This window comes from Pelomonas sp. BJYL3 (assembly GCF_027257975.1).
Classification (GTDB): domain Bacteria; phylum Pseudomonadota; class Gammaproteobacteria; order Burkholderiales; family Burkholderiaceae_C; genus Roseateles_B; species Roseateles_B flavus.
On sequence record NZ_JANZKX010000007.1, the window covers coordinates 328,626 to 348,249 of the forward strand.

General features: G+C 69.4%; 19 protein-coding genes. 9 read left to right on the forward strand and 10 right to left on the reverse strand.

Annotated elements, in window-relative coordinates; genetic code table 11:
• The first annotated feature begins 22 nt into the window (after positions 1-22).
• Positions 23-1,102 (forward strand): UDP-N-acetylmuramate dehydrogenase, encoded by a 1,080-nt coding sequence (gene murB / locus O9Y01_RS20785; RefSeq protein ID WP_269633606.1) that lies wholly within the window; start codon positions 23-25, stop codon positions 1,100-1,102.
• A gap of 12 nt (positions 1,103-1,114) precedes the next feature.
• Here murB and O9Y01_RS20790 read toward each other — a convergent pair whose 3' ends face one another.
• Genes O9Y01_RS20790 through argG form a run of 3 tightly spaced genes read right to left on the reverse strand, consistent with a single transcriptional unit; the run spans position 1,115 to position 5,257 of the window.
• Positions 1,115-3,367 carry an ATP-binding protein gene (locus O9Y01_RS20790; RefSeq protein WP_269633551.1) on the reverse strand — a complete coding sequence of 751 codons (2,253 nt, stop codon included), beginning with the start codon at positions 3,365-3,367 and terminating at the stop codon, positions 1,115-1,117.
• A 4-nt stretch (positions 3,368-3,371) separates the two neighbouring features.
• Entirely contained in the window at positions 3,372-3,920 is a 549-nt protein-coding gene (locus O9Y01_RS20795) for a molybdopterin-dependent oxidoreductase (RefSeq protein ID WP_269633552.1), read from the reverse strand.
• A gap of 2 nt (positions 3,921-3,922) precedes the next feature.
• Complete coding sequence (gene argG, locus O9Y01_RS20800) at positions 3,923-5,257, reverse strand: argininosuccinate synthase (RefSeq protein ID WP_269633553.1); 1,335 nt, start codon at positions 5,255-5,257, stop codon at positions 3,923-3,925.
• A 247-nt stretch (positions 5,258-5,504) separates the two neighbouring features.
• On the opposite strand from argG, the gene O9Y01_RS20805 reads away from it, so the two are divergent.
• Positions 5,505-7,205, forward strand: coding sequence for a long-chain fatty acid--CoA ligase (locus O9Y01_RS20805; protein ID WP_269633554.1), 1,701 nt, complete (start codon positions 5,505-5,507; stop codon positions 7,203-7,205).
• An 81-nt stretch (positions 7,206-7,286) separates the two neighbouring features.
• Here O9Y01_RS20805 and O9Y01_RS20810 read toward each other — a convergent pair whose 3' ends face one another.
• The 3 genes from O9Y01_RS20810 to O9Y01_RS20820 are packed head-to-tail and all read right to left on the reverse strand — an operon-like array spanning position 7,287 to position 10,345.
• Entirely contained in the window at positions 7,287-7,547 is a 261-nt protein-coding gene (locus O9Y01_RS20810; protein WP_269633555.1) for a GNAT family N-acetyltransferase, read from the reverse strand.
• A 15-nt stretch (positions 7,548-7,562) separates the two neighbouring features.
• Positions 7,563-9,725 carry a prolyl oligopeptidase family serine peptidase gene (locus tag O9Y01_RS20815; protein ID WP_269633556.1) on the reverse strand — a complete coding sequence of 721 codons (2,163 nt, stop codon included), beginning with the start codon at positions 9,723-9,725 and terminating at the stop codon, positions 7,563-7,565.
• Positions 9,726-9,784: 59 nt separating this feature from the next.
• A complete protein-coding gene (locus O9Y01_RS20820; protein ID WP_269633557.1) occupies positions 9,785-10,345 on the reverse strand; it encodes a YaeQ family protein in 561 nt (186 codons plus the stop codon).
• 181 nt (positions 10,346-10,526) lie between these two features.
• On the opposite strand from O9Y01_RS20820, the gene O9Y01_RS20825 reads away from it, so the two are divergent.
• Entirely contained in the window at positions 10,527-11,201 is a 675-nt protein-coding gene (locus O9Y01_RS20825) for a hypothetical protein (RefSeq protein WP_269633558.1), read from the forward strand.
• 68 nt (positions 11,202-11,269) lie between these two features.
• Here O9Y01_RS20825 and O9Y01_RS20830 read toward each other — a convergent pair whose 3' ends face one another.
• Positions 11,270-11,692 (reverse strand): response regulator, encoded by a 423-nt coding sequence (locus tag O9Y01_RS20830; RefSeq protein ID WP_269633559.1) that lies wholly within the window; start codon positions 11,690-11,692, stop codon positions 11,270-11,272.
• A 141-nt stretch (positions 11,693-11,833) separates the two neighbouring features.
• Between O9Y01_RS20830 and O9Y01_RS20835 the strand changes: the two genes are divergently transcribed.
• From O9Y01_RS20835 to O9Y01_RS20850, 4 genes are all read left to right on the forward strand, one after another.
• Positions 11,834-12,898, forward strand: coding sequence for a 6-phosphofructokinase (locus O9Y01_RS20835; RefSeq protein WP_269633560.1), 1,065 nt, complete (start codon positions 11,834-11,836; stop codon positions 12,896-12,898).
• A gap of 141 nt (positions 12,899-13,039) precedes the next feature.
• On the forward strand, positions 13,040-13,327 hold the full coding sequence (locus O9Y01_RS20840; protein WP_269633561.1) for a hypothetical protein: 288 nt from the start codon (positions 13,040-13,042) through the stop codon (positions 13,325-13,327).
• Between the two features lie 57 nt (positions 13,328-13,384).
• On the forward strand, positions 13,385-14,164 hold the full coding sequence (locus O9Y01_RS20845; protein WP_442952780.1) for an SDR family oxidoreductase: 780 nt from the start codon (positions 13,385-13,387) through the stop codon (positions 14,162-14,164).
• Between the two features lie 28 nt (positions 14,165-14,192).
• On the forward strand, positions 14,193-14,507 hold the full coding sequence (locus O9Y01_RS20850) for a hypothetical protein (RefSeq protein ID WP_269633562.1): 315 nt from the start codon (positions 14,193-14,195) through the stop codon (positions 14,505-14,507).
• A gap of 11 nt (positions 14,508-14,518) precedes the next feature.
• On the opposite strand, the gene rsgA is transcribed toward O9Y01_RS20850, so the two are convergent.
• The 3 genes from rsgA to O9Y01_RS20865 are packed head-to-tail and all read right to left on the reverse strand — an operon-like array spanning position 14,519 to position 17,051.
• Positions 14,519-15,502, reverse strand: a complete 984-nt coding sequence (gene rsgA, locus O9Y01_RS20855; protein ID WP_442952782.1) for a ribosome small subunit-dependent GTPase A — start codon at positions 15,500-15,502, stop codon at positions 14,519-14,521.
• The gene (locus O9Y01_RS20860; RefSeq protein WP_269633563.1) at positions 15,460-15,789 is read right to left on the reverse strand and encodes a 4a-hydroxytetrahydrobiopterin dehydratase; all 330 of its coding nucleotides are present in this window, start codon (positions 15,787-15,789) and stop codon (positions 15,460-15,462) included. Before O9Y01_RS20860 ends, rsgA begins: the two co-directional genes overlap by 43 nt.
• The gene (locus O9Y01_RS20865) at positions 15,786-17,051 is read right to left on the reverse strand and encodes a M48 family metallopeptidase (protein WP_269633609.1); all 1,266 of its coding nucleotides are present in this window, start codon (positions 17,049-17,051) and stop codon (positions 15,786-15,788) included. The genes O9Y01_RS20860 and O9Y01_RS20865 overlap by 4 nt, the downstream gene beginning before the upstream one ends.
• 133 nt (positions 17,052-17,184) lie before the next feature.
• Between O9Y01_RS20865 and orn the strand changes: the two genes are divergently transcribed.
• Together orn and O9Y01_RS20875 are read left to right on the forward strand one after the other, a co-directional pair.
• Positions 17,185-17,766, forward strand: a complete 582-nt coding sequence (orn, locus tag O9Y01_RS20870; protein ID WP_269633564.1) for an oligoribonuclease — start codon at positions 17,185-17,187, stop codon at positions 17,764-17,766.
• A 28-nt stretch (positions 17,767-17,794) separates the two neighbouring features.
• Positions 17,795-19,603 (forward strand): chorismate-binding protein, encoded by a 1,809-nt coding sequence (locus O9Y01_RS20875; protein WP_269633565.1) that lies wholly within the window; start codon positions 17,795-17,797, stop codon positions 19,601-19,603.
• Positions 19,604-19,624 lie beyond the last annotated feature (21 nt).

Sequence of the window (19,624 nt, forward strand, 5' to 3'; positions counted from 1 at the left end):
AAATTCTGCCATGCAACAAGAGATGCCGAACACCCGGGACGAGGGTCAGCGCCCCATCCAGACGAACCCGAGCCTCGTGGTCGAGGAGGGCGTGAACCTGCGGCCCTACAACAGCTTCGGCCTGCCCGCCACCGCCCAGCGCCTGGTGCGCATCCGGCACGAGTCCGACCTGCGCCGCGTGATCGACCACCCCGAGCTGGGCCGCGCGCCCAAGTTCGTGCTGGGCGGGGGCAGCAATATTGTGCTCACACGCGACGTCGAGGCCCTGGTGCTGAAGATGGAGATCCTCGGCAAGCGCGTGGTCGAGGAGCGCGAGGACGCCTGGATCCTGGAGGTCGGCGCCGGCGAGACCTGGCACGAGGTGGTGCGCTGGAGCCTTGAGCAGGGCTGTCCGGGCCTGGAGAACCTCGCCCTGATCCCGGGCACGGCCGGCGCAGCGCCGGTGCAGAACATCGGGGCCTATGGCGTCGAGATCAAGGACCGCATCGAGGCGGTGGAGGTCATCGACCTGATCACCGGCCGGCCCGTGCGCCTGCCGGCCAGCGTGCTGGCCTTCGGTTACCGGGACAGCGTCTTCAAGCAGAGCGGCTTCGGCGGCCTGGCCGGAAAAAGCGTGATCACCCGCGTGCTGCTGCGCTGTCCCAAGCCCTGGATCCCGCAGCTGGGCTACCTGGACCTGGAGCGCAAGATGGCCGAGACCGGCATCACCGCGCCCGACGCGAAGCAGATCTTCGACTGGGTCTGCCAGATCCGCCAGGCCAAGCTCCCCGACCCGCGCCAGATCGGCAATGCCGGCAGCTTCTTCAAGAACCCGGTGGTCAGCGAGGAGCAGTGCCGGGACATCATCGGCCGCGACCCCGGCATCGTGCACTACCCCATGCCCGACGGCACGGTGAAGCTGGCTGCGGGCTGGCTGATCGATGCCTGCGGCTGGAAGGGCAAGAGCGTGGGCGGCGCGGCAGTGTATGAACGCCAGGCCCTGGTGCTGGTCAACCGCGGCGAGGCCCGCGGGGCCGAGGTGGTGACCCTGGCGCGGGCCATTCAGGAGAGTGTCTACGGCCGCTTCGGGATCCGCCTGGAGCCCGAGCCGGTGATCGTCTGATCAGTCGTCCGATCAGGACTTGAACAGCGGCTGCGAGCACAGCTCGCGGCAGCGCGCGATGGCCTGGCGGATGCGCCGGGCGATGGCCTGCAGCACGTCCACGTGCCGTTCGGCACCGGCCGCGGCTTCCAGTTCGGCCGCAGGCTGACTCAGCAGGCGCAGGCCCAGATTGGCCGCCGCGCCCTTGAGCTCGTGGGCCAGCTCGCGCAGCTGGGTGTGATGCGGGCCGGCCAGGCCTTCGTCCAGGCGCTGCTCGATCTCCGGCAGGCCGGCGATGAAGCGCTCGTAGAGTTGCGCCACGGCCTTGCCGCTGAGGTGATGGCCCAGCTCGGCGATGACTTGTGCATCCAGCTCGTCCTCCCCCACACCCAGCGCGGCGCGCGGGCCTGGACGGGGCGTGGCGAGCGGGCCGGCCGCAGGCGCATCCACCTGCTCCCAGGGCTGGCGGTTCAGGGCCACCGTGAGCTCCTGGATGCCCAGCGGCTTGGCCAGGAACTCGTCCATGCCGGCCTCGCGGGCCTGGTGGCGTGTGCTGTCGAAGGCATCGGCCGACAGCGCGATGATGCGGATCTGCCCCTTGGGCGCCGCCATGGCGCGAATCTGCCGGCTGGCCTCCAGGCCGTCCATCACCGGGGTGTGCAGGTCCATCAGGACCATGTCGAACTCTTCCATGCGCAGGCGCTCGACGGCCTGCAGGCCGTTCTCGCAGAAGACGGCCTTGTGGCCCAGGCGTTCCAGCACCGCCTCGAGGAACTGGCGGTTCGTGGCGTTGTCCTCGGAGACCAGGATGCGCAGCTGGCGCAGGGCCGCCAGGGGCACGGCGTCGGGCCTGGAGGGCGGCACGGCGGCATGGTTGGGCTCGCATTCATTGAGCTTGAGCTCCACCGTGAAGACCGAGCCCTGGCCCAGCGCGGACTGCACCTGGATGTCGCCCCCCATGGCCCGGGCCAGGGTGCGCGAGATCTCCAGGCCCAGGCCGGTGCCGCCGAAGCGCCGCGAGCTGCTGGCATCGCCCCGGCTGAAGCGCTGGAAGAGCAGGGCCTGCGTGGCCGAGTCCATGCCGATGCCGGTGTCACGCACCTCGAAGCGCAGCAGGTTGTTGCCCAGTGCGTCGAGCTGGCGGCTCACCAGCAGGCTGACCCGGCCGTGCTCGGTGAACTTGATGGCATTGCCCAGCAGATTCAACAGGATCTGCCGCAGCCGCGTCGGGTCGGCCATCACCCAGCGGGGCACCTCGGGCAGCAGCTGCAGGTCCAGGGCCAGGTCCTTGGCATGGGCCTGGGGCCAGCAGACGTCCTCCAGCTCGCGCAGCATGGCGGGCAGCTCGGTGGGCTCGGGGCGGATGTCCACGCCGCCGGCCTCCATGCGTGAGACGTCAAGGATGTCGTTGAGCACGGCCAGCAGGTGGCGCGCGGAGTCGCCGGCGGCCTGCAGCTGCTGGCGCTGGCGGGCGTCCAGCTTGCTGTCCTGGAGCAGTGCCAGCATGCCCAGCAGGCCATGCATGGGCGTGCGCAGCTCGTGGCTCATATTGGCCAGGAAGACGCTCTTGGCGCGGCTGCCAGCCTCGGCCTGCTCCTGCGCCTGGGCCAGGTGGCGGGCCTGCGCGCCCTGGGCACGCGCATAGGCGCGCAGCCGGCCGAACTGGCGCAGCACCAGCGCGGACAGCAGCAGCACCAGGCCCACCTGGAGGGCATTGAGCAGCAGGCCGGTGCGGTTGTGGTCCCGCACCACGGCATTGCGTTCCGACACCTGGGCGGCCACGAAGTGCGAGGCGGTCAGCGAGAGCTCGCGGATCGGATCTGCCAGCGACTCCAGGCGGTCCAGGACCTCCCGCAGGCGTTCGGGCTGCTCGGTCACCAGGCGGGCATTGAGCGGCAGGCCGTCGGCCCAGCGGATGAAGGCGCGCGTGCGTTCCAGGGTGAGCTTGTAGTCCGGATGCTTGCGCAGAATCAGCGTGGCGTGCTCGCTCTCGATCAGGCTCAGGCGGCTGACGAAGATCTCGTAGCGCTGCACGACCTGGTCGGCATCGACCGTGGGACTGGAGCCCAGCATCTGCTCGATGACCAGGCGCAGGCGCAGGGCCTCGGCCTCGAACTGGAAGAGGCTCCAGACGAGGTAGTCGTCCTGGTAGCGCTCGGTGGCGTCCAGCAGCTGGTACTGCCGGATCTGCAGCCAGCCCATGCCGCCCAGGGCCATCAGCAGCACCAGCACCATGGCCATGGGCAGGTTCAGCCAGCGGCGGTACGTGCGTTGTGCAGGCTCCATGCGCTCAGCGGATTTCCAGGGCCTTGAGCTGCCAGGCACAGCGGCTGTAGTAGATGCTGGTGCGCAGGCGCCGGTCGTCGTCGAAGGGGTAGATGATGAACAGCGGGCCCTTGTCCCGCACGGACATGGGCTGGTCGTCCATCAGCCGGGCGAGGATCACCGGGTGCTGAAGCACGTCCTCCATGGGGATGCTGACCCGGTAGTCGTTCAGCGCGTAGGCCTCGATGCTGCTGCCGCGGGCGCCGGCCAGTGCCAGCACGTCGCGCAGCAGCGGGCCGGTGAACTTGCGGGCGTCCGGATACCAGGGCGTGTTGACCGTGATGCTGCGCTGGGGCAGGGCGGCCAGCATGTCCATGTCCAGGGCCACCCGGCCGTCCTGGTTGGCCTTGAGGCCCGAACCGCTGATGGTCAGGATCACCCGGCCCTTGGGGCTGTCCAGTGCCAGCGCCGGCCCGCCCAGGCCCAGCCCGGCGAGCAGCAGGCTGGCGGCCGCGCAGGCCGCCAGGCCTCTGCGGAGACCGGGCTGCACAGGCAGGCGGCTCGGCCCCGGCATGATCAGTCCCCGTTCTTCAGCTGCGGCAGGGCGACGCCCGAGCCCGGGGTCAGCAGCCCGACCTGGCTGTAGGTCATGAGCTTGTCGCGGGTGTCGATGATGTCCAGGTTGCGCATGGTCAGCTGGCCGATGCGGTCGGCCGGCGAGAAGGGCGCGTCCTCGACCTTTTCCATGGACAGGCGCTCGGGCTTGTAGGTCAGGTTGGCGCTCTTGGTGTCCAGCAGCGAGTAGTCGTTGCCGCGGCGCAGTTCCAGCGCCACCTCGCCGGTCACGGCGCGGGCCACCCAGCGCTGGGCCGACTCGCGCAGCATGATGGCCTGCGGGTCGAACCAGCGGCCCTGGTAGAGCAGGCGGCCCAGCTTCATGCCGTTGATGCGGTACTGCTCGATGGTGTCTTCGTTGTGGATGCCGGTCACCAGGCGCTCGTAGGCGATGTGCAGCAGGGCCATGCCCGGGGCCTCGTAGATGCCGCGGCTCTTGGCCTCGATGATGCGGTTCTCGATCTGGTCGCTCATGCCCAGGCCGTGGCGGCCGCCGATGCGGTTGGCTTCCAGCATCAGGGCGACGGGGTCGCTGAACTCCTGGCCGTTGAGGGCCACCGGCATGCCTTCCTCGAAGCGCACGGTGACGGTCTCGGGCTTGATCTGGACGTCTTCACGCCAGAAGGCCACGCCCATGATGGGGTTGACGATCTTGATGCCGGAGTCGAGGTGCTCCAGGTCCTTGGCCTCGTGGGTGGCGCCCAGCAGGTTGGAGTCGGTGGAGTAGGCCTTCTCGGCCGACATCTTGTAGGCGAAGCCGGCCTTCTGCATGAAGGCGGACATCTCGGCGCGGCCGCCCAGCTCGTCGATGAAGGTCTGGTCCAGCCAGGGCTTGTAGATCTTCAGCGAGGGGTTGGTCAGCAGGCCGTAGCGGTAGAAGCGCTCGATGTCATTGCCCTTGAAGGTCGAGCCGTCGCCCCAGATGTTGACCTCGTCTTCCTTCATGGCGGCCACCAGCATGGTGCCGGTCACGGCGCGGCCGATGGGGGTGGTGTTGAAGTAGATCAGGCCGCCGGTGTGGATGTGGAAGGCGCCGCTCTGCAGGGCGGCGATGCCTTCGTGGACCAGCTGCGCGCGGCAGTCGATCAGGCGGGCGAGCTCGGCGCCGTAGGCCATGGCCTTGCGCGGGATCTCGTCGTAGTCGGGCTCGTCGGGCTGGCCGAGGTTGGCGGTGTAGGCGTAGGGAATCGCACCCTTCTGGCGCATCCAGTGCAGGGCGGCGCTGGTGTCGAGGCCGCCGGAGAACGCGATGCCGACCTTTTGGCCGGCGGGGATCTGCTGAAGAATCGTGGACATGGGTGCTTCTGGATGGGAGGTGCGCGGATGCTGCGCTCCCGGCGCACGGTCGGGAGCCTGTGGACTTGTCTGGACCGTTTATTCTCTGCGAAATCGAGGGTGAAATCAGTCACCCCGCCGGCCAATTGCTTGACGCTTGGCAGATCCAGCATTCGTGCACGGGCCAGGCTTTGTCGCCGCGGCGACAAGCCTGCCGCCCGCAGTTCGGCAAGATGCAGCAGGCGGGCCGGTGCCCGGGAGAGTCGGCATGAGCGTGGCGGATCAGGTCTCGATGCACAAGGCGAAACGCTACTGGCCCCCGCGCCTGCCCCGGCAGCTGGTGCTGCCGGAAACGTCCCTGTGGTTCAACCTGGAGGTCGCCGCCCGGCGCTTTCCGTCCAAGCCGGTCACGCTGTATGGCGGCGCGTCCATGAGCTACGCACAGCTGCAGGCGCAGGCCGAGGCGCTGGCGGGCTGGTGGCAGTCCCGGGGGCTGCAGCGGGGGGACCGCATCGGGCTGTACATGCAGAACTGCCCGCAGTTCCTGGTCGCCTTCTACGCCGCCATGCGGGCCGATGCCGTGGTCGTGCCCATCAACCCGATGAACAAGGCCGAGGAGCTGGCTCATCTGCTGAGCGACTCCGGCGCGCGCGGCCTGGCGTTCGCGGCGGATCTGTCGCCCGTCGTGCAGCAGGCGCTGGCCGGCCTGGCGCAGGCTCCGGTGCTGCTGGGCCTCCATTACGCCGATGCCCTGCCGCCGCACGGCCCACCGCAGGACGAAGGCTTCAGCCCGGCCCTTCGCGAGTGGCTCACGGCCCGGCCGCCGCTGCCGCCGGGCGCGACGCACTGGACGGAGGCCCTGCAGACCGCGCCGCCCGCGCAGCCCGCCGTGAGCGGTCCCGACGACCTCGCCCTGCTGCCCTACACCTCGGGCACCACGGGCCTGCCCAAGGGCTGCATGCACACGCATCGCAGCCTGATGGCCAACTGCTGCGGCGGCGGCCTGTGGGGATCGGCCTCGCCCGAGGCCGTCAGCCTGGCCGTGGTGCCCATGTTCCACATCACCGGCCTGCTCTACGGCGTGCTCTCGCCGGTCTACTACGGCTCGACCCTGGTGCTGCTGCCGCGCTGGGACCGCGAGCTCGCCGGCCGGGCGATCTCTCGCCATGGCGTCACGCACTGGACCTGCGTGCCCACCATGATCATCGACCTCTTCGCCAGCCCCAACTACCGCAGCTTCGAGCTCGGCAGCCTGCGCTACCTCAGCGGCGGCGGCACGGCCATGCCGCAGGCGGTGGCACAGCGCCTGCTCGACGAGTTCGGCCTGCAGTTCGCGGAGGGCTATGGCCTCACCGAGACCGCCGCTCCCACGCATGCCAACCCGCCCGAGCGCGCCAAGCTGCAGTGCCTGGGCATTCCCATCTTCGGGGTGGACTCGCGCGTGGTGGACCCGGACACCCTGCAGGAGCTGCCCCCCGGCGAGGTGGGCGAGATCATCAGCGCCGGCCCCATGCTGTTCCAGGGCTACTGGCAGCAGCCCGAGGCCACGGCGGCGGCCTTTGTCGAGATCGACGGCCGCCGCTTCTTCCGCACCGGTGATCTCGGCCGCATGGACGAAGAGGGCTACTTCTTCCTCACCGACCGCCTGAAACGCATGATCAATGCCAGCGGCTTCAAGGTCTGGCCCTCGGAGGTGGAGCTGCTGCTGTTCCAGCATCCCGGCGTGCAGGAGGCCTGCGTGATCGCCACCCGCGACGCCTACCGCGGCGAGTCCGTCAAGGCCGTCGTGGTGCCCCGCGCCGAAGCCCGGGGGACGCTGACGGAGGAGGCCCTCATCGCCTGGGCGCGCGAGCACATGGCGGCCTACAAGGTGCCGCGCAGCGTGGAGTTCGTGGAGGCCCTGCCCAAGTCCGGGGCGGGCAAGGTGATGTGGCGGGTGCTGCAGGCGCGCGAGAACGAAGCCCGCTGACGCCGTTCAGGTCCCGCCCAGGTCCTGCTCAGACCCTGTTCAGACCCTGTTCAGACCTGACCCCGCGGGCGGCGCCCCGGCTCAGCCCCTGCGGCCCTGCCGGCGCAGATAGCTCGCCACATAGCTGCAGGCGGGAATCACCTGCAACTGCTGCTCGCCGGCCCATTGCAGGCCGGCCGCGACAAGCCGGGCCGCCAGGCCCCGACCCTGCAGGGCCGGGGGCACGCCGGTGTGGGTGAAGACCACGGCGTCGCCCTGGCGCTGGTAGTCCAGCACGCAGCGCTGGCCGGGCTCGGGTTCGAGCCAGAACTGCTGCGCTGCGCTGTCGTGCCGGACGTCCATGGTCTTGCGTGGGCTTCAGCGGCCCAGTTGCTGCCAGAGGTAGCTGTATTCCAGGGCCTGCAGGGTGGCGCGCTGCTCGTTGTCGGCCGCACCGCCGTGACCGCCCTCGGTGTTCTCGTAATAGTAGACCTCGTGGCCCAGCTCGGTCATGCGGGCGACCATCTTGCGGGCATGGCCGGGGTGGACCCGGTCGTCACGCGTCGAGGTGGTGAAGAAGACCTTGGGGTAGGTCTTGTCCTTGCTGACGTTGTGGTACGGGCTGTACTGGCGGATCACTTCCCAGTCCTTGGCATCGTCCGGGTTGCCGTACTCGGCCATCCAGGAGGCGCCGGCCAGCAGCTTGTGGAAGCGGCGCATGTCCAGCAGGGGCACCTGGCAGACCACGGCATTGAAGAGGTCCGGGCGCTGCGTGAAGGTGGCGCCCATCAGCAGGCCGCCGTTGCTGCCGCCCATGATGCCCAGGTGGCGGGGCGAGGTGATCTTCGCCTTCACCAGGTCCTCGGCCACGGCGATGAAGTCCTCGTAGCTGCGCTGCTTGTTGGCCTTGATGGCGGCCTGGTGCCAGGCCGGGCCGAACTCGCCGCCGCCGCGGATGTTGGCCAGCACGTAGACGCCGCCCCGGCTCAGCCAGGCACGGCCGCGGCCACCGGAGTAGCCCGGCTGCAGCGAGACCTCGAAGCCGCCGTAGCCGTACAGCAGCGTGGGGTTGCTGCCGTCTGCCGTGGCGCCCTTGGGCCAGATCACGAAGTAGGGCACGCGGGTGCCGTCCTTGCTGATGGCGAAGCGCTGCTCGGCGCGCATGCCGGCCGCGTCGAACTGGGCCTGGCGGGACTTCAGCACCTGGCGCTCGTCGCTGCCGGTGCGGGCCAGGAAGAGGGTGTCGGGCGTGAGGAAGTCCGTGTAGTAGAGGAAGTAGCGCTCGGCCAGCTCGTCCTTGGGCAGCTCGCTGTCATACAGCGCGCCGGTATGCAGGGCGCCGGGGAAGGGCGCCTTGACCTCGCGGTGCTGCGGAGCCTGGGCCTTGCTGAAGTCCCACTCCTCGAGCTTGCTGGCGACCTGGTCGATGACCGACAGCAGCACGCGGCTGCGGGTCAGGCTGTAGCCCGAGAGCGAGCGCGTGGCCGTGGGCTGGAACAGCACCTTGAACTTGCGCTCACCGCGCTGGTAGGCCTTGAGGTCGGTGATCAGCAGGGAACCGCTCTTGAAGGTGTTGCCGGCGACGGTCCAGTCATTGCGCGGCTTGAGCAGCATCCAGGGGCCCCAGAAGCCGGACTCGACATCGTCAGGAATCTCCAGCTTCACCAGCTTGCCGCCCTGCAGCAGGAAGCTGCTGCTGGTGTAGAAGTCCAGGGCGCGCTGGAAGAGCACGCGCTGGTGGCCCGGCGTGCGGTCCACCAGCACGCTGGCGGCCACGTCCTTGGCCTCGCCCTCGAAGACGGTTCGCGCTTCGCTCAGGGGCGTGCCGCGCTTCCATTGCTTGATGACGCGGGGATAGCCGGAGTCCGTCAGGCTGCCGGGGCCGAAGTCGGTGCCCACGAAGAGGGTGTTCTCGTCCAGCCAGGTCAGCTGGCTCTTGGCCTCGGGCAGCTCGAAGCCGCCCTTGATGAACTGCTTGGTGACGGTGTCGAATTCGCGGCTGACCTGGGCGTCCGAACCGCCGCGCGAGAGGTTGACCATGCAGCGGCGGTAGCTGGGGCCCAGGCACTGCGCGCCGTGGAAGACCCAGCTCTCACCTTCGGCGGCGCCCAGGGCGTCGAGGTCCAGCACCGTTTCCCAGGCGGGATCGGTCTTCTGGTACTCGGCCAGCGTGGTGCGGCGCCACAGGCCGCGCTTGTGCTGCTCGTCCTGCCAGAGGTTGTACAGGAAGCCGCCCATGCGGCTCACGCCCGGAATGCGGTCGCGCGCATTGAGCACGCCAAGCAGGTCCTTGCGGATGGGTTCGAACTCGGGCCGTGCCTTGAGCACCTTGAAGCTGGCCTCGTTGCGTTCCTTGACCCAGGCGAGCGGCTTCTCGCCCAGCACCTCTTCCAGCCACTGGTGGGGGTCGGCGGGTTCAGGGGCGCTGGCCGCCTCGGCGGCATACAGCGCACCCGGCAGCAGGGCGGCGGCAAGGCTCACGGCGGCTCCCAGGGTGGTCAGTTGGCGGCGCTTCAGGCGCAGCAGGTCCAAGGTCTTCATCGCTTCTCCGGCATTGTTGTTCGGGCCGCCCTCCTGGCAGCCGGGCCGGAGTCTAGCCCTCAGGCCGTAGGGTGCTTAAGGGCATGGGGGTGAATCTCCAATTGACGCGAAGGCGTGGAGACGTATACCTGCCCGTCCTGGATGCTGATCTGCAGCTGCATGCTGCGCTCGGCGAAGGCGGCCAGGGCCTGCGTCTCCTCGGCGCTGATCTGCCAGACAGCCAGCTTCGGTGCCCGCGTGAGCTTGCTCTCGATGCCGGCCCACCAGATCGGCGTGCTGGCCGCATAGCAATAGAGGGTGACGCGTTCGGCGCGACCATGCGCCTTCATGAGGCGGCGCTCGTCGGGTTGGCCGAGGTCGATCCAGTGCACCACTTCGCCAGTCAGGTCCAGCTGCCACAGGTCGGGGTCGTCCACCTCGGACAGGCCCTTGGTGAACTCCAGCCGGCCGCGCATCTCGTCCGCCGGCACGTTCAGGGCATAGGCCAGCACGCGCAGCATCATGCGCTCGTCGGTCTCGCTGGGATGCTTGGCGATGGTGAGGTGGTGCTCGCCGTAGACATGGCGGTCCATGTCGGCGATGTTGAGCAGGGCCTTGTAGATGGTTGCCTTGAGTGCCATGGGGAAATCTCGAGAGGGGCAGCGCGGCGGGGCCTGCCTCGGGGTTTGGGGTTTCGCGGGCGATTGCGGGCGAAAGGGGCGGATTATCCCCGGCCAGGCGTGGCGGCGGCTCGTGGCATGATTCCGGCTTTGCGCCAGCCGGCGCGTCCTTAGCTGTACTTCAGCATCAGCCCGTACTGCCATGAAACGAATCCTCCTCTCCGTCTGCCTGGCCGCCCTCCTGCCGGCCCTGGCCTCCGCCCAGACCGCCAATCCCAATGCCAAGGTCGACCCCAAGAACAACAAGGTCAGCCGCCCGGTGGTGGACAAGCCCAAGCAGAAGCTGATGACGCGCGACGAGCTGCGTGCCTGCCTCAACAAGCAGGCCAGCAACGACGCCGAGGCCAAGGCCGTGCTGGCCGCTGAAGCCGACTACAAGAAGGAGCGCGAGCGCCTGATGAGCGAGAAGGAGCAGCTCACAAAGGAAGGCGAGGCCATCGACGCCAACGCCAGCGCCATCAAGGCGGAGCAGGCCGAGCTGATCAAGTCCAACGAGGAACTGAAGGTCAAGCTGCCCGAGATGAGCCGCAGCGAACAGAAGGCTGCCATCGAGGGCTACAACGTCCGCGCCAAGGCCAATGACGCCAAGATCGAGGCCCACAACAAGAACAAGGACGAGTACATGGCCAAGGCCAAGGCCTTCGACGCCGCCATCGAGAAGTTCAACAAGACCGGCAAGGATCTCGAGACCCGCAGCCTGGACCACCTCGACGCCGTCGACGGCTGGAAGAAGGCCTGCGGCAACAAGGCCTATGACGAGGCCGACGAGATCGCGATCAAGAAGGAACAGGCCGCCGCTGCGGCTGCCGGCAAGTAAGCCAGCCCGCCAGGAACAAGGCGCCGACCCTCGCGGGTGCGGCGCCTTTTTTCATGGGGCCGTGGCGCTCAGCGCGGGCCGTAGAAGCGGTCCAGCCCGGCCAGGAAGATCTTGAAGTCGATGGGCTTGGTCCAGTAGTCGGCAAAGCCTGCCGCGGTGGCCCGGCGCACGTCCTCGGGCATGGCATTGGCCGACAGCGCCACGCAGGGAATGGGCGCTGTCGAGGCGTCGGCGCGCAGGGCCTGCAGCAGCTGGTGGCCGTCGCCATCGGGCAGCTGCATGTCCACCAGGATGAGGCGGGGCTGGAGCCTTGCGGCCTGCTGCAGCCCCTCGGCCACGGTCTCGGCGCCGAACAGGGTGATGCCGCCGCGCTTGTTGACCAGCTCCTCGACGATCAGCATGTTGATGGGGTTGTCCTCGACATAGAGCAGGCGAGGCAGCTCGCTGGCAGCAGCATCGGGAGCGGAGTCGGGCATCATCGAGGCGGTCATGGTGTTACTTTTCCGCATTGTGGGCCCGGCATGGCACTATCTTGACCCAGGGCAAGACCTGGCCCCCGGGAATCGGGGACACCATGCAGGACCGGTCCCCGGGGCCGGCCGTGGCAGCATCACAGCAGCGAGGTCTCAGCAATGCATATCGGGATTCTGACAGGTGGCGGGGACTGCCCCGGGCTCAATGCGGTGATCCGCGCGGTCACGCTGGCGCTCATCGAACGCTGCGGTGCCACGGTCACCGGCATCGAGCGCGGCTTCCTGGGTCTGCTGGATGGCCGCTGCCGATCACTGGACGCGCCCACCGTGCGCGGCCTCATCGCCGAGGGCGGCACCATCCTGGGCACCCACAACCGGGCCGATCCATTCCACTACTTCGGCGCCGGCGGCGCCGACTGCTCCGGCCATGCGCTGGACTTCCTGGGGCGCCAGAACATCGACGCGCTCGTGGTCATCGGTGGCGACGGCACCATGACCATCGCCGAGCGCTTCGCCCGCCTGGGCGTGCCGGTCGTGGGCGTGCCCAAGACCATCGACAACGACCTGATGCTCAACGAGCGCAGCTTCGGCTTCGACTCCGCCGTCACGGTGGTCAGCGAGGCTCTGGGCCGGCTTCAGACCACGGCGCGCAGCCATGGCCGGCTGATGATCGTCGAGACCATGGGCCGCTACGCCGGCTGGATCGCGCTGGAGGGCGGCCTGGCGGGCGGCGCGGACGCCATCCTGATCCCGGAGCAGAGCTACCGGCTCGACCAGCTCGCCGCCTTTGCGCGCCAGCGCGCCCACGAGCAAGGCTTTGCCTTGCTGTGCGTGGCCGAAGGCGCCAAGGCCCTGGGCGGCGAATGGGTGATCCAGCGCCACCTCGACGACAGCCCGGATCCGCTGCGCCTGGGCGGCATCGGCCAGCGGCTGATGGGGGACCTGGAAGCCCAGCTGGGCAGCGAGGTGGAGATCCGCTGCACCCTGCTGGGCCACCTCCAGCGCGGCGGCTCGCCCACGGCCTTCGACCGCGTGCTGGCCACGCGCTTCGGCGTGGCGGCGGCCGGCCTGGTGATGCGCGGGCAGTTCGGCCGCATGGTGGCCCTGCAGGGCGACCGCTGCGTGGACGTCGGACTGGGCGAGGTCGCGGGCCAGAACCGCTGCGTGCCCCTGGACCACGAGCGCCTGCAGGTGGCCCGGGAGCTGGGTATCTTCCTAGGGTAAACCCGTTCATCGGCCGTCGCTGCAGTTCATCGCGGCTGATCGGCAACCCGTCCCGTGCGGCTTGGAAGGCCGGGGCCGGCTGGGCACAGTGCGTCCATCGCAGACCAGAAAGCACTTGCCCGCTTGCCCCAGGAGGTTCCCATGAAGCCCGTGACCATCCCCTGCTATGACCGCTATGCCCCGATCCGCCGCCTGGCCCTGGGCAGCGGCCTGTTGCTGGGACTCACGATCGGCGCCCTGATGGCGCTGCCCAGCCAGGCTGCCCTGCCGGCCAAGGCAGTGGTGCAGGTGCTGCCGCGGGTCGAGGTGAGCGGCAAGCGCATGCAGGTCGAGCAGCTGCCCACGGTGGTGATCAGCGGCCGCCGTGCCGATGCCGCCGATGTCCAGCTGGCCCATGCCGAGCCCGAAGGCACTGCGCTGACGCAATGAGCGTGGGCTGACTATGATGCCGCGTCGGTCGAGTGGACCGGCCGCTTCCAGCCTCCCATGAACATGCCTCAGTCCGACCTTCCTGCATCCAGTCCCCGGATTGCCCTTGTCACCGGCGCCGGCAGCGGCATCGGCCGCGCCGCCGCCCTCGGGCTGGCACAGGCCGGCTGGCAGCTGGTGCTGGTGGGCCGCCGTGAAGACGCCCTGCGCGAAACGCAGGCCGCCGCCGCCGAGCCCGCGTGCTGCCTGGTGCGCCCCTGCAATGTGGCCGACGCCGCCGCGGTGAAGGCGCTCTTTGCCGATGTGGAGCAGCGCTTTGGGCGCCTGGACCTGCTTTTCAACAACGCCGGGCTCAGTGCTCCGCCGCTGCCGGTGGAGGAACTCTCCTTCGAGCAGTGGCAGTCCGTGATGGACGTCAACCTCACCGGCAGTTTCCTCTGCGCCCAGGCCGCCTTCGGGCTGATGAAGCGGCAGGATCCGCGCGGCGGCCGCATCATCAACAACGGCTCGATCGCGGCCCACACGCCGCGCCCGAACTCGGCGCCCTACACCGCCACCAAGCACGCCATCACCGGCCTGACCAAGGCCCTGAGCCTGGACGGCCGGGACTTCGACATCGCGGTGGGCCAGATCGACATCGGCAACGCCGCCACCGAGATGGCCCGGCCCATGCAGCAGGGCGTGCGCCAGGCCAATGGCAGCATCGCGGTGGAGGCCACGATGGAGGTGCAGCAGGTGGCCGACACCCTGGTGCACCTGGCCCAGCTGCCCCTGTCCGTCAACGTGCCCTTCATGACCCTCATGGCCAACCGCATGCCTTACATTGGGCGCGGTTGAGCGGAAGCTTGTCTCGAAAGGAACTGGTGTGTTCTCTGCCCTGATTTCCCTGCTGCTGCGCCTGGTGCTGGCCGTGGCGACGGCCATCCTGGTGCTGGGCCTGATGGCGCTGGCGCTGGCGACCCTGCTGGGCGTGGGCCTGTGGAGCCTGATCCGCGGTCGCAAGCCTGCGGTGGACCTGTCCGGCTTCGCGCGGGCACGGGCGTTCCGCGCCGGCCAGGGCTTTGGCCCGGGGCCGGCCCGCCGCACGCCGCCGGCAGACGTGGTGGACATCGAGGCCCGCGTGGTGGGCGAGGGCACCGAAGCTGGCGGCCGCCCGGCACTGCCGCCCCAGTCGCCCTGAGTCCGCGGGGCTCACCAGCGCTTGCTGCTGAGCTCCTCGAAGATCTCGCCGTAGATGCGGTAGCGCGAGGCGCTGATCTCGCCGGCTTCCAGCGCCGCCCGCACGCCGCAGCCCGGCTCGTGCAGATGGGTGCAGTTGTAGAAGCGGCAGCCGCCGGCGTGCTGGCGCAGATCCGGCATGAGCAGCGGCAGCTGGGCCGGCTCGATCTGGCGCAGGCCGAATTCCTGGAAGCCCGGTGAATCGATCAGGGCGGTCTCGCGGGCGGCGTCCATCCAGTACCACTGGGTCGTGGTGGTGGTGTGCCGGCCTGAGTTGAGGGCCTGGGAGATGTCACCCACCTGGGCCTGGGCATCGGGGATCAGCAGATTGATCAGCGTGCTCTTGCCGGTGCCGCTGGGGCCCAGCACGAAAGTGCGCTTGCCCTGCAGCCATGGCTTCAGCGCCTCGGCCGAGGCTTCGGGCGATTCGCGCAGGGCCAGCTCCATCACGGTGAGGCCCATGTCCCGGTAAGGCTGCAGGCGCTCGCGCTGGGCGGCCACGCCGGGCAGGTCGGTCTTGTTGAGGGCCACGCGCGCGCTGATGCCCGCGCTCTCGGCCGCGATGAGGGCCCGCGCCAGCTGCGATTCCGAGAACACCGGCTCCACCGCCACCAGCACCAGCAGCTGGTCCAGGTTGGCGGCGAAGCTCTTGGTCTTCCATTCGTCCTGACGGAAGAGCAGGTTGCGGCGCGGCTCCACGGCCTCGATCACGCCTTCGTCGACACTGGCCTCGGCCCAGCGGACCTGGTCCCCCACCACGCAGTCGCTCTTCTTGCCGCGCGGATGACAGACGCGGCGGCGGCCCTCGCTGTCTTCGACGATGTAGTGCCGGCCATGACCGCGCACCACCAGGCCCAGGTCCAGCCCGGCTCCGCGCTTGTCGGGCGCGGCGCCACCCTTGAATCGGCCACCGCTCACGGCTGGGCCTCGGGCAGGGCGCTGACCTGGGCGGCGCAGATGAAGTCGTTCACGCTGAGCCCCTGCACCGAGTGCGTGCTGAAGCTGACCGTGGCCACGTTGTAGCTGAGCACCATGTCCGGGTGGTGGTCCTGCGCATGGGCGATCTCGGCCACCGCGTTGGCGAAGGCCATGACCTGGTAGTAGTTGTCGAAGACGTAGCGGCGGGCGATGGCCTTGTGGGTCGCGTCAGGCAGCCAGCCGGGGACCTGGGCCAGCCAGTCGCCGAGTTCGGCCTCGGGCAGGGCGGTGGACTGGGGGGCGCATTGGGCGAGCAGCAGGTTCATGCGGTGCGGGGGCTGAGGCGTTCGATGGCGGCCAGGCGTTCGCTGGCCGGGGGGTGGGAATAGTAGAAGCCGGCGTAGACCGGATCCGGGGTCAGGGTGCCGGCATTGTCCTCGTGCAGCTTGAGCAGGGCGTTGCTGAGGTCCCGGCCGCTGGACTGGGCGCAGGCGTAGGCGTCTGCCTGGAACTCGTCGCGCCGCGAGAGCTGGGCGGCGAGGGGCGTGAAGAAGAAGCTGAAGACCGGCAGCACCAGCAGGAAGAGCAGCAGGGCCAGGGCGTCGTTCGGCGCGGCCATGTTGGGCTGCACCCCCAGGCCCAGGTAGAAGCCCACCTGGGTGCTCAGCCAGCCCAGCAGGGCGAAGCCCAGCAGGCTCAGGGCGAAGGCGCCGACCATGCGCTTGAGCACGTGCCGGTGCTTGAAGTGGCCCAGCTCGTGCGCCAGCACGGCCTCCACCTCGCCGGGGTGCAGGCGCTGGAGCAGGGTGTCGAAGAAGACCACCCGCTTGGCCGCACCGATGCCGGTGAAGTAGGCGTTGCCATGTGCCGAGCGCCGGCTGCCGTCCATCACGAAGAGGCCCTTGGCCGCGAAGCCGCAGCGCGCCATCAGGGCCTCGACGCGGCCCTTGAGCAGATCGTCCTGCAGGGGCTCGAACTTGTTGAACATCGGGGCGATGACCGTGGGGTACAGCACCATGATCAGCAGGTTGAAGCCCACCCAGGCGCCCCAGGCCCACAGCCACCACATCGGGCCGGCCGTGCCCATCAGCCACAGAATCAGCGCGGCGATGGGCAGGCCGATCAGCGCGCCCACCCCCACGCCCTTGACCATGTCGGCGACGTACAGCGCCAGCGTGGTGCGGTTGAAGCCGAAGCGCTGCTCCAGGCGGAAGGTGTGATAGAGCGACAGCGGCAGGTCCAGCAGCCCGCCGATGAGCGTGAAGGCCGTCAGCAGGGCCAGCTGGTAGGCCAGGGGGCCGAAGCGCTGCAGGGTGTGGTCTTGCACCCATTCATTGAGGGCGTTGAGCCCGCCCAGCAGCGTCCAGCCGATCAGCAGGGCGCTGGAGATGGCGAGGCTCAGCATGCCGAAGGCCGTGTTGGCCGCGGTGTAGTCGGCAGCCTTTTGGTGGGCCGCCAGCGGCACGCTGGCAGCAAAGGCGGGCGGCACGGCGCCGCGGTGCTGGCGCACATGGCGCACCTGGCGGCTGGCCAGCCAGAGCTTGAGCAGCAGGCTCAGGGCCAGGGCGGCGGCGAGCAGGGTGCTCATCAGCGGCGCCGGCAGGGGCGGCAGCCAGGCTTGCAGCGGGGAGGACAGGGCGGCAGTTTGCATGGCGCCAAGTGTAGGCCTGCGACAATGGCGGCTTGCCCTTTTCGGCCCCAGCTTCATTCCCGTACACACCATGAGCGACACCACCGGCACCCCCGACGCACCCCTGCTGCCCATCAGCGACCAGAACCTGATCTGGATCGACCTGGAGATGACCGGCCTATACCCCGACCGCGACCGCATCATCGAGGTGGCCGTGGTGGTCACGGATCCGCACCTGACCGTGCGCGTCGAGGGCCCGGTCTTCGCCATCCACCAGACCGACGAGACGCTGGACAAGATGGACGCCTGGAACAAGGGCACCCACGGCAAGAGCGGCCTGATCGACCGCGTCAAGGCCTCCACCATCTCGGAGGACGAGGCCGCCGCGCAGACCATCGCCTTCCTGAAGCAGTACGTGCCCGCCGGCAAGTCGCCCATGTGTGGCAACAGCATCTGCCAGGACCGCCGTTTCCTCGCCAACTACATGCCCACGCTGGAAGACTTCTTCCACTACCGCAACCTGGACGTGTCCACGCTCAAGGAGCTGGCCCGCCGCTGGAAGCCCGGCATCATCGAGGGTTTCAAGAAGGCCCAGGCCCACACCGCGCTGGCCGACATCCACGAGTCCATCGACGAGCTGGCCTACTACCGCACGCACCTGCTGAACGTCTGAGTCCCTGGGCGACCCTGCCGTGTCCACGATGACGGCCCCCCTGCGCCCGGAGCAGATCCTGGCCGCCTTCGACTTCCCCCGCCACCCGCTGGCCCGGGAAGACGGCGAGCGTCTGCGCGGGGTCTGGACCACGCCTCCCGCGCGCTGGCTGCGCGCCCGCTCACCGGATGAGCTGCCCGCCGTGATCGCCGCCGCCGAGCAGGCTGCCCGGGAGGGCGCCTGGGTGCTGGGCGGCCTGCGTTACGAGGCCGCGTCGGCCCTGGACGCCAAGCTGGCTCACCATGCCAGCGCGGCGCCGCTGGCCGAGTTCGCCGTCTACGAGCAGGCCCCCGAGCCCTGGCCCGCGCTGCGCTGCTACACGGGCGCGATGGACTGGGCGGACAGCCAGCCCGCGGCGGACGAGGCCGCGCAGGTCGAGCGCATCCGCGAATGGATACGTGCCGGCGACTGCTACCAGGTCAACCTCACCACGCGCCTGCGCCCGCAGGGCACGGCCCCGGACCTGGCGGCGCTCTTCCTGGCCCTGCACGCCGCCCAGCCGGGGGGCTTCGCGCTGTTCCTGCGCGAGGCGGGCGCGGCCAGCGTGTCCCCCGAACTCTTCTTCGACTGGCGCCCCGTGCCCGAGGCGCCGGACGGCACGCGCAGCTGGCTGCTCTCGGCCCAGCCCATGAAGGGCACGGCGCCGCGCGGCGCCGACGTGGTCGAGGATGAGGCCGCGCAGGCCCACCTGCGCACCAGCCCCAAGGAGCGCGCCGAGAACCTGATGATCGTGGACCTGCTGCGCAATGACATCAGCCGCGTGGCCCAGGTCGGCAGCGTGCGCGTGCCGAGGCTGTTCGAGCTGATCGCCTTGCCCACGGTCTGGCAGATGGTGTCCAGCGTCAGCGCCGTCACCCGGGCCAGCGTGCGCCTGCTGGACGTCTTCCGGGCGCTGTTCCCCTGCGGCTCGGTCACCGGGGCGCCCAAGATCCGCGCCATGCAGGTCATCCGGGACCTCGAGCCCGAGGCGCGGGGCTGGTACTGCGGTGCCCTGGGCCTGATCCAGCCGGGTGGCGTGGCCACCTTCAATGTGCCGATCCGAACCGTGGAAGCGGGCAGGGCGGGCCTGCAGTGCGGCATCGGCAGCGGCATCACCCTGGATTCCGAACCTGCTGCCGAGCTGGCCGAGTGGCGGGCCAAGACCCGCTTCCTGCTGCGTGCTGAGGCGCCCATCGAGGCCCTGGAGACCCTGCGCCTGGAGGCCGGCACCGTCACTCACCTGGAGCTGCACCTGGCGCGCCTGCAGCGCACGGCGCATCACTTCGGCCTGCGCTGCAGGCTGGCCGAGGTGCGCCAGGCCCTGGCCGAGCTGGCCGCGCGGCAGCCCGAGGGCTGCTGGCGTGTGCGGCTGACGCTGCCCCGTGACGGGCAGTTGCAACTGGGCCTCCAGCCCTTGGGCGATACTCCAACCCCGGTGCCGCTGGAACTGGCCCGCCGACCCCTGCCTACGCGAGGGCCGCTGGCCGAGTATCTGCAGCACAAGACCACACGACGGGCCCACTACGAGGCCTTCGCACAGGACAAGACAGCAGCAGCCTTCGATGTGCTGCTGTGGAACGAAGACGAGGAACTGACGGAGTGCAGCTTCGGCAATATCGCACTCCAGATCGAGGGCCGCTGGCTGACGCCGCGCCTGGCCGCCGGGCTGCTGCCCGGCGTGCTGCGCGAAGCCATGCTGGCCCGCGGGCAGCTGCAGGAAGCACGGCTGCTCAAGTCAGACCTGGCGCGTGCCCAGGGACTGGCCTTTTTCAACAGCCTGCGGGGTTGGTGCCCTGCAGTGCTGATTTCCGAACCCTGAATTCATCGGGGCGGCCCTCGA

Coding starts and splice junctions, on each gene's coding strand:
- murB (WP_269633606.1), top strand. CDS start 23: ATGCCGAACACCCGGGACGAGGGTCAGCGCCCCATCCAGACGAACCCG.
- O9Y01_RS20790 (WP_269633551.1), bottom strand. CDS start 3,367: ATGGAGCCTGCACAACGCACGTACCGCCGCTGGCTGAACCTGCCCATG.
- O9Y01_RS20795 (WP_269633552.1), bottom strand. CDS start 3,920: ATGCCGGGGCCGAGCCGCCTGCCTGTGCAGCCCGGTCTCCGCAGAGGC.
- argG (WP_269633553.1), bottom strand. CDS start 5,257: ATGTCCACGATTCTTCAGCAGATCCCCGCCGGCCAAAAGGTCGGCATC.
- O9Y01_RS20805 (WP_269633554.1), top strand. CDS start 5,505: ATGAGCGTGGCGGATCAGGTCTCGATGCACAAGGCGAAACGCTACTGG.
- O9Y01_RS20810 (WP_269633555.1), bottom strand. CDS start 7,547: ATGGACGTCCGGCACGACAGCGCAGCGCAGCAGTTCTGGCTCGAACCC.
- O9Y01_RS20815 (WP_269633556.1), bottom strand. CDS start 9,725: ATGAAGACCTTGGACCTGCTGCGCCTGAAGCGCCGCCAACTGACCACC.
- O9Y01_RS20820 (WP_269633557.1), bottom strand. CDS start 10,345: ATGGCACTCAAGGCAACCATCTACAAGGCCCTGCTCAACATCGCCGAC.
- O9Y01_RS20825 (WP_269633558.1), top strand. CDS start 10,527: ATGAAACGAATCCTCCTCTCCGTCTGCCTGGCCGCCCTCCTGCCGGCC.
- O9Y01_RS20830 (WP_269633559.1), bottom strand. CDS start 11,692: ATGACCGCCTCGATGATGCCCGACTCCGCTCCCGATGCTGCTGCCAGC.
- O9Y01_RS20835 (WP_269633560.1), top strand. CDS start 11,834: ATGCATATCGGGATTCTGACAGGTGGCGGGGACTGCCCCGGGCTCAAT.
- O9Y01_RS20840 (WP_269633561.1), top strand. CDS start 13,040: ATGAAGCCCGTGACCATCCCCTGCTATGACCGCTATGCCCCGATCCGC.
- O9Y01_RS20845 (WP_442952780.1), top strand. CDS start 13,385: ATGAACATGCCTCAGTCCGACCTTCCTGCATCCAGTCCCCGGATTGCC.
- O9Y01_RS20860 (WP_269633563.1), bottom strand. CDS start 15,789: ATGAACCTGCTGCTCGCCCAATGCGCCCCCCAGTCCACCGCCCTGCCC.
- O9Y01_RS20865 (WP_269633609.1), bottom strand. CDS start 17,051: ATGAGCACCCTGCTCGCCGCCGCCCTGGCCCTGAGCCTGCTGCTCAAG.
- orn (WP_269633564.1), top strand. CDS start 17,185: ATGAGCGACACCACCGGCACCCCCGACGCACCCCTGCTGCCCATCAGC.
- O9Y01_RS20875 (WP_269633565.1), top strand. CDS start 17,795: ATGACGGCCCCCCTGCGCCCGGAGCAGATCCTGGCCGCCTTCGACTTC.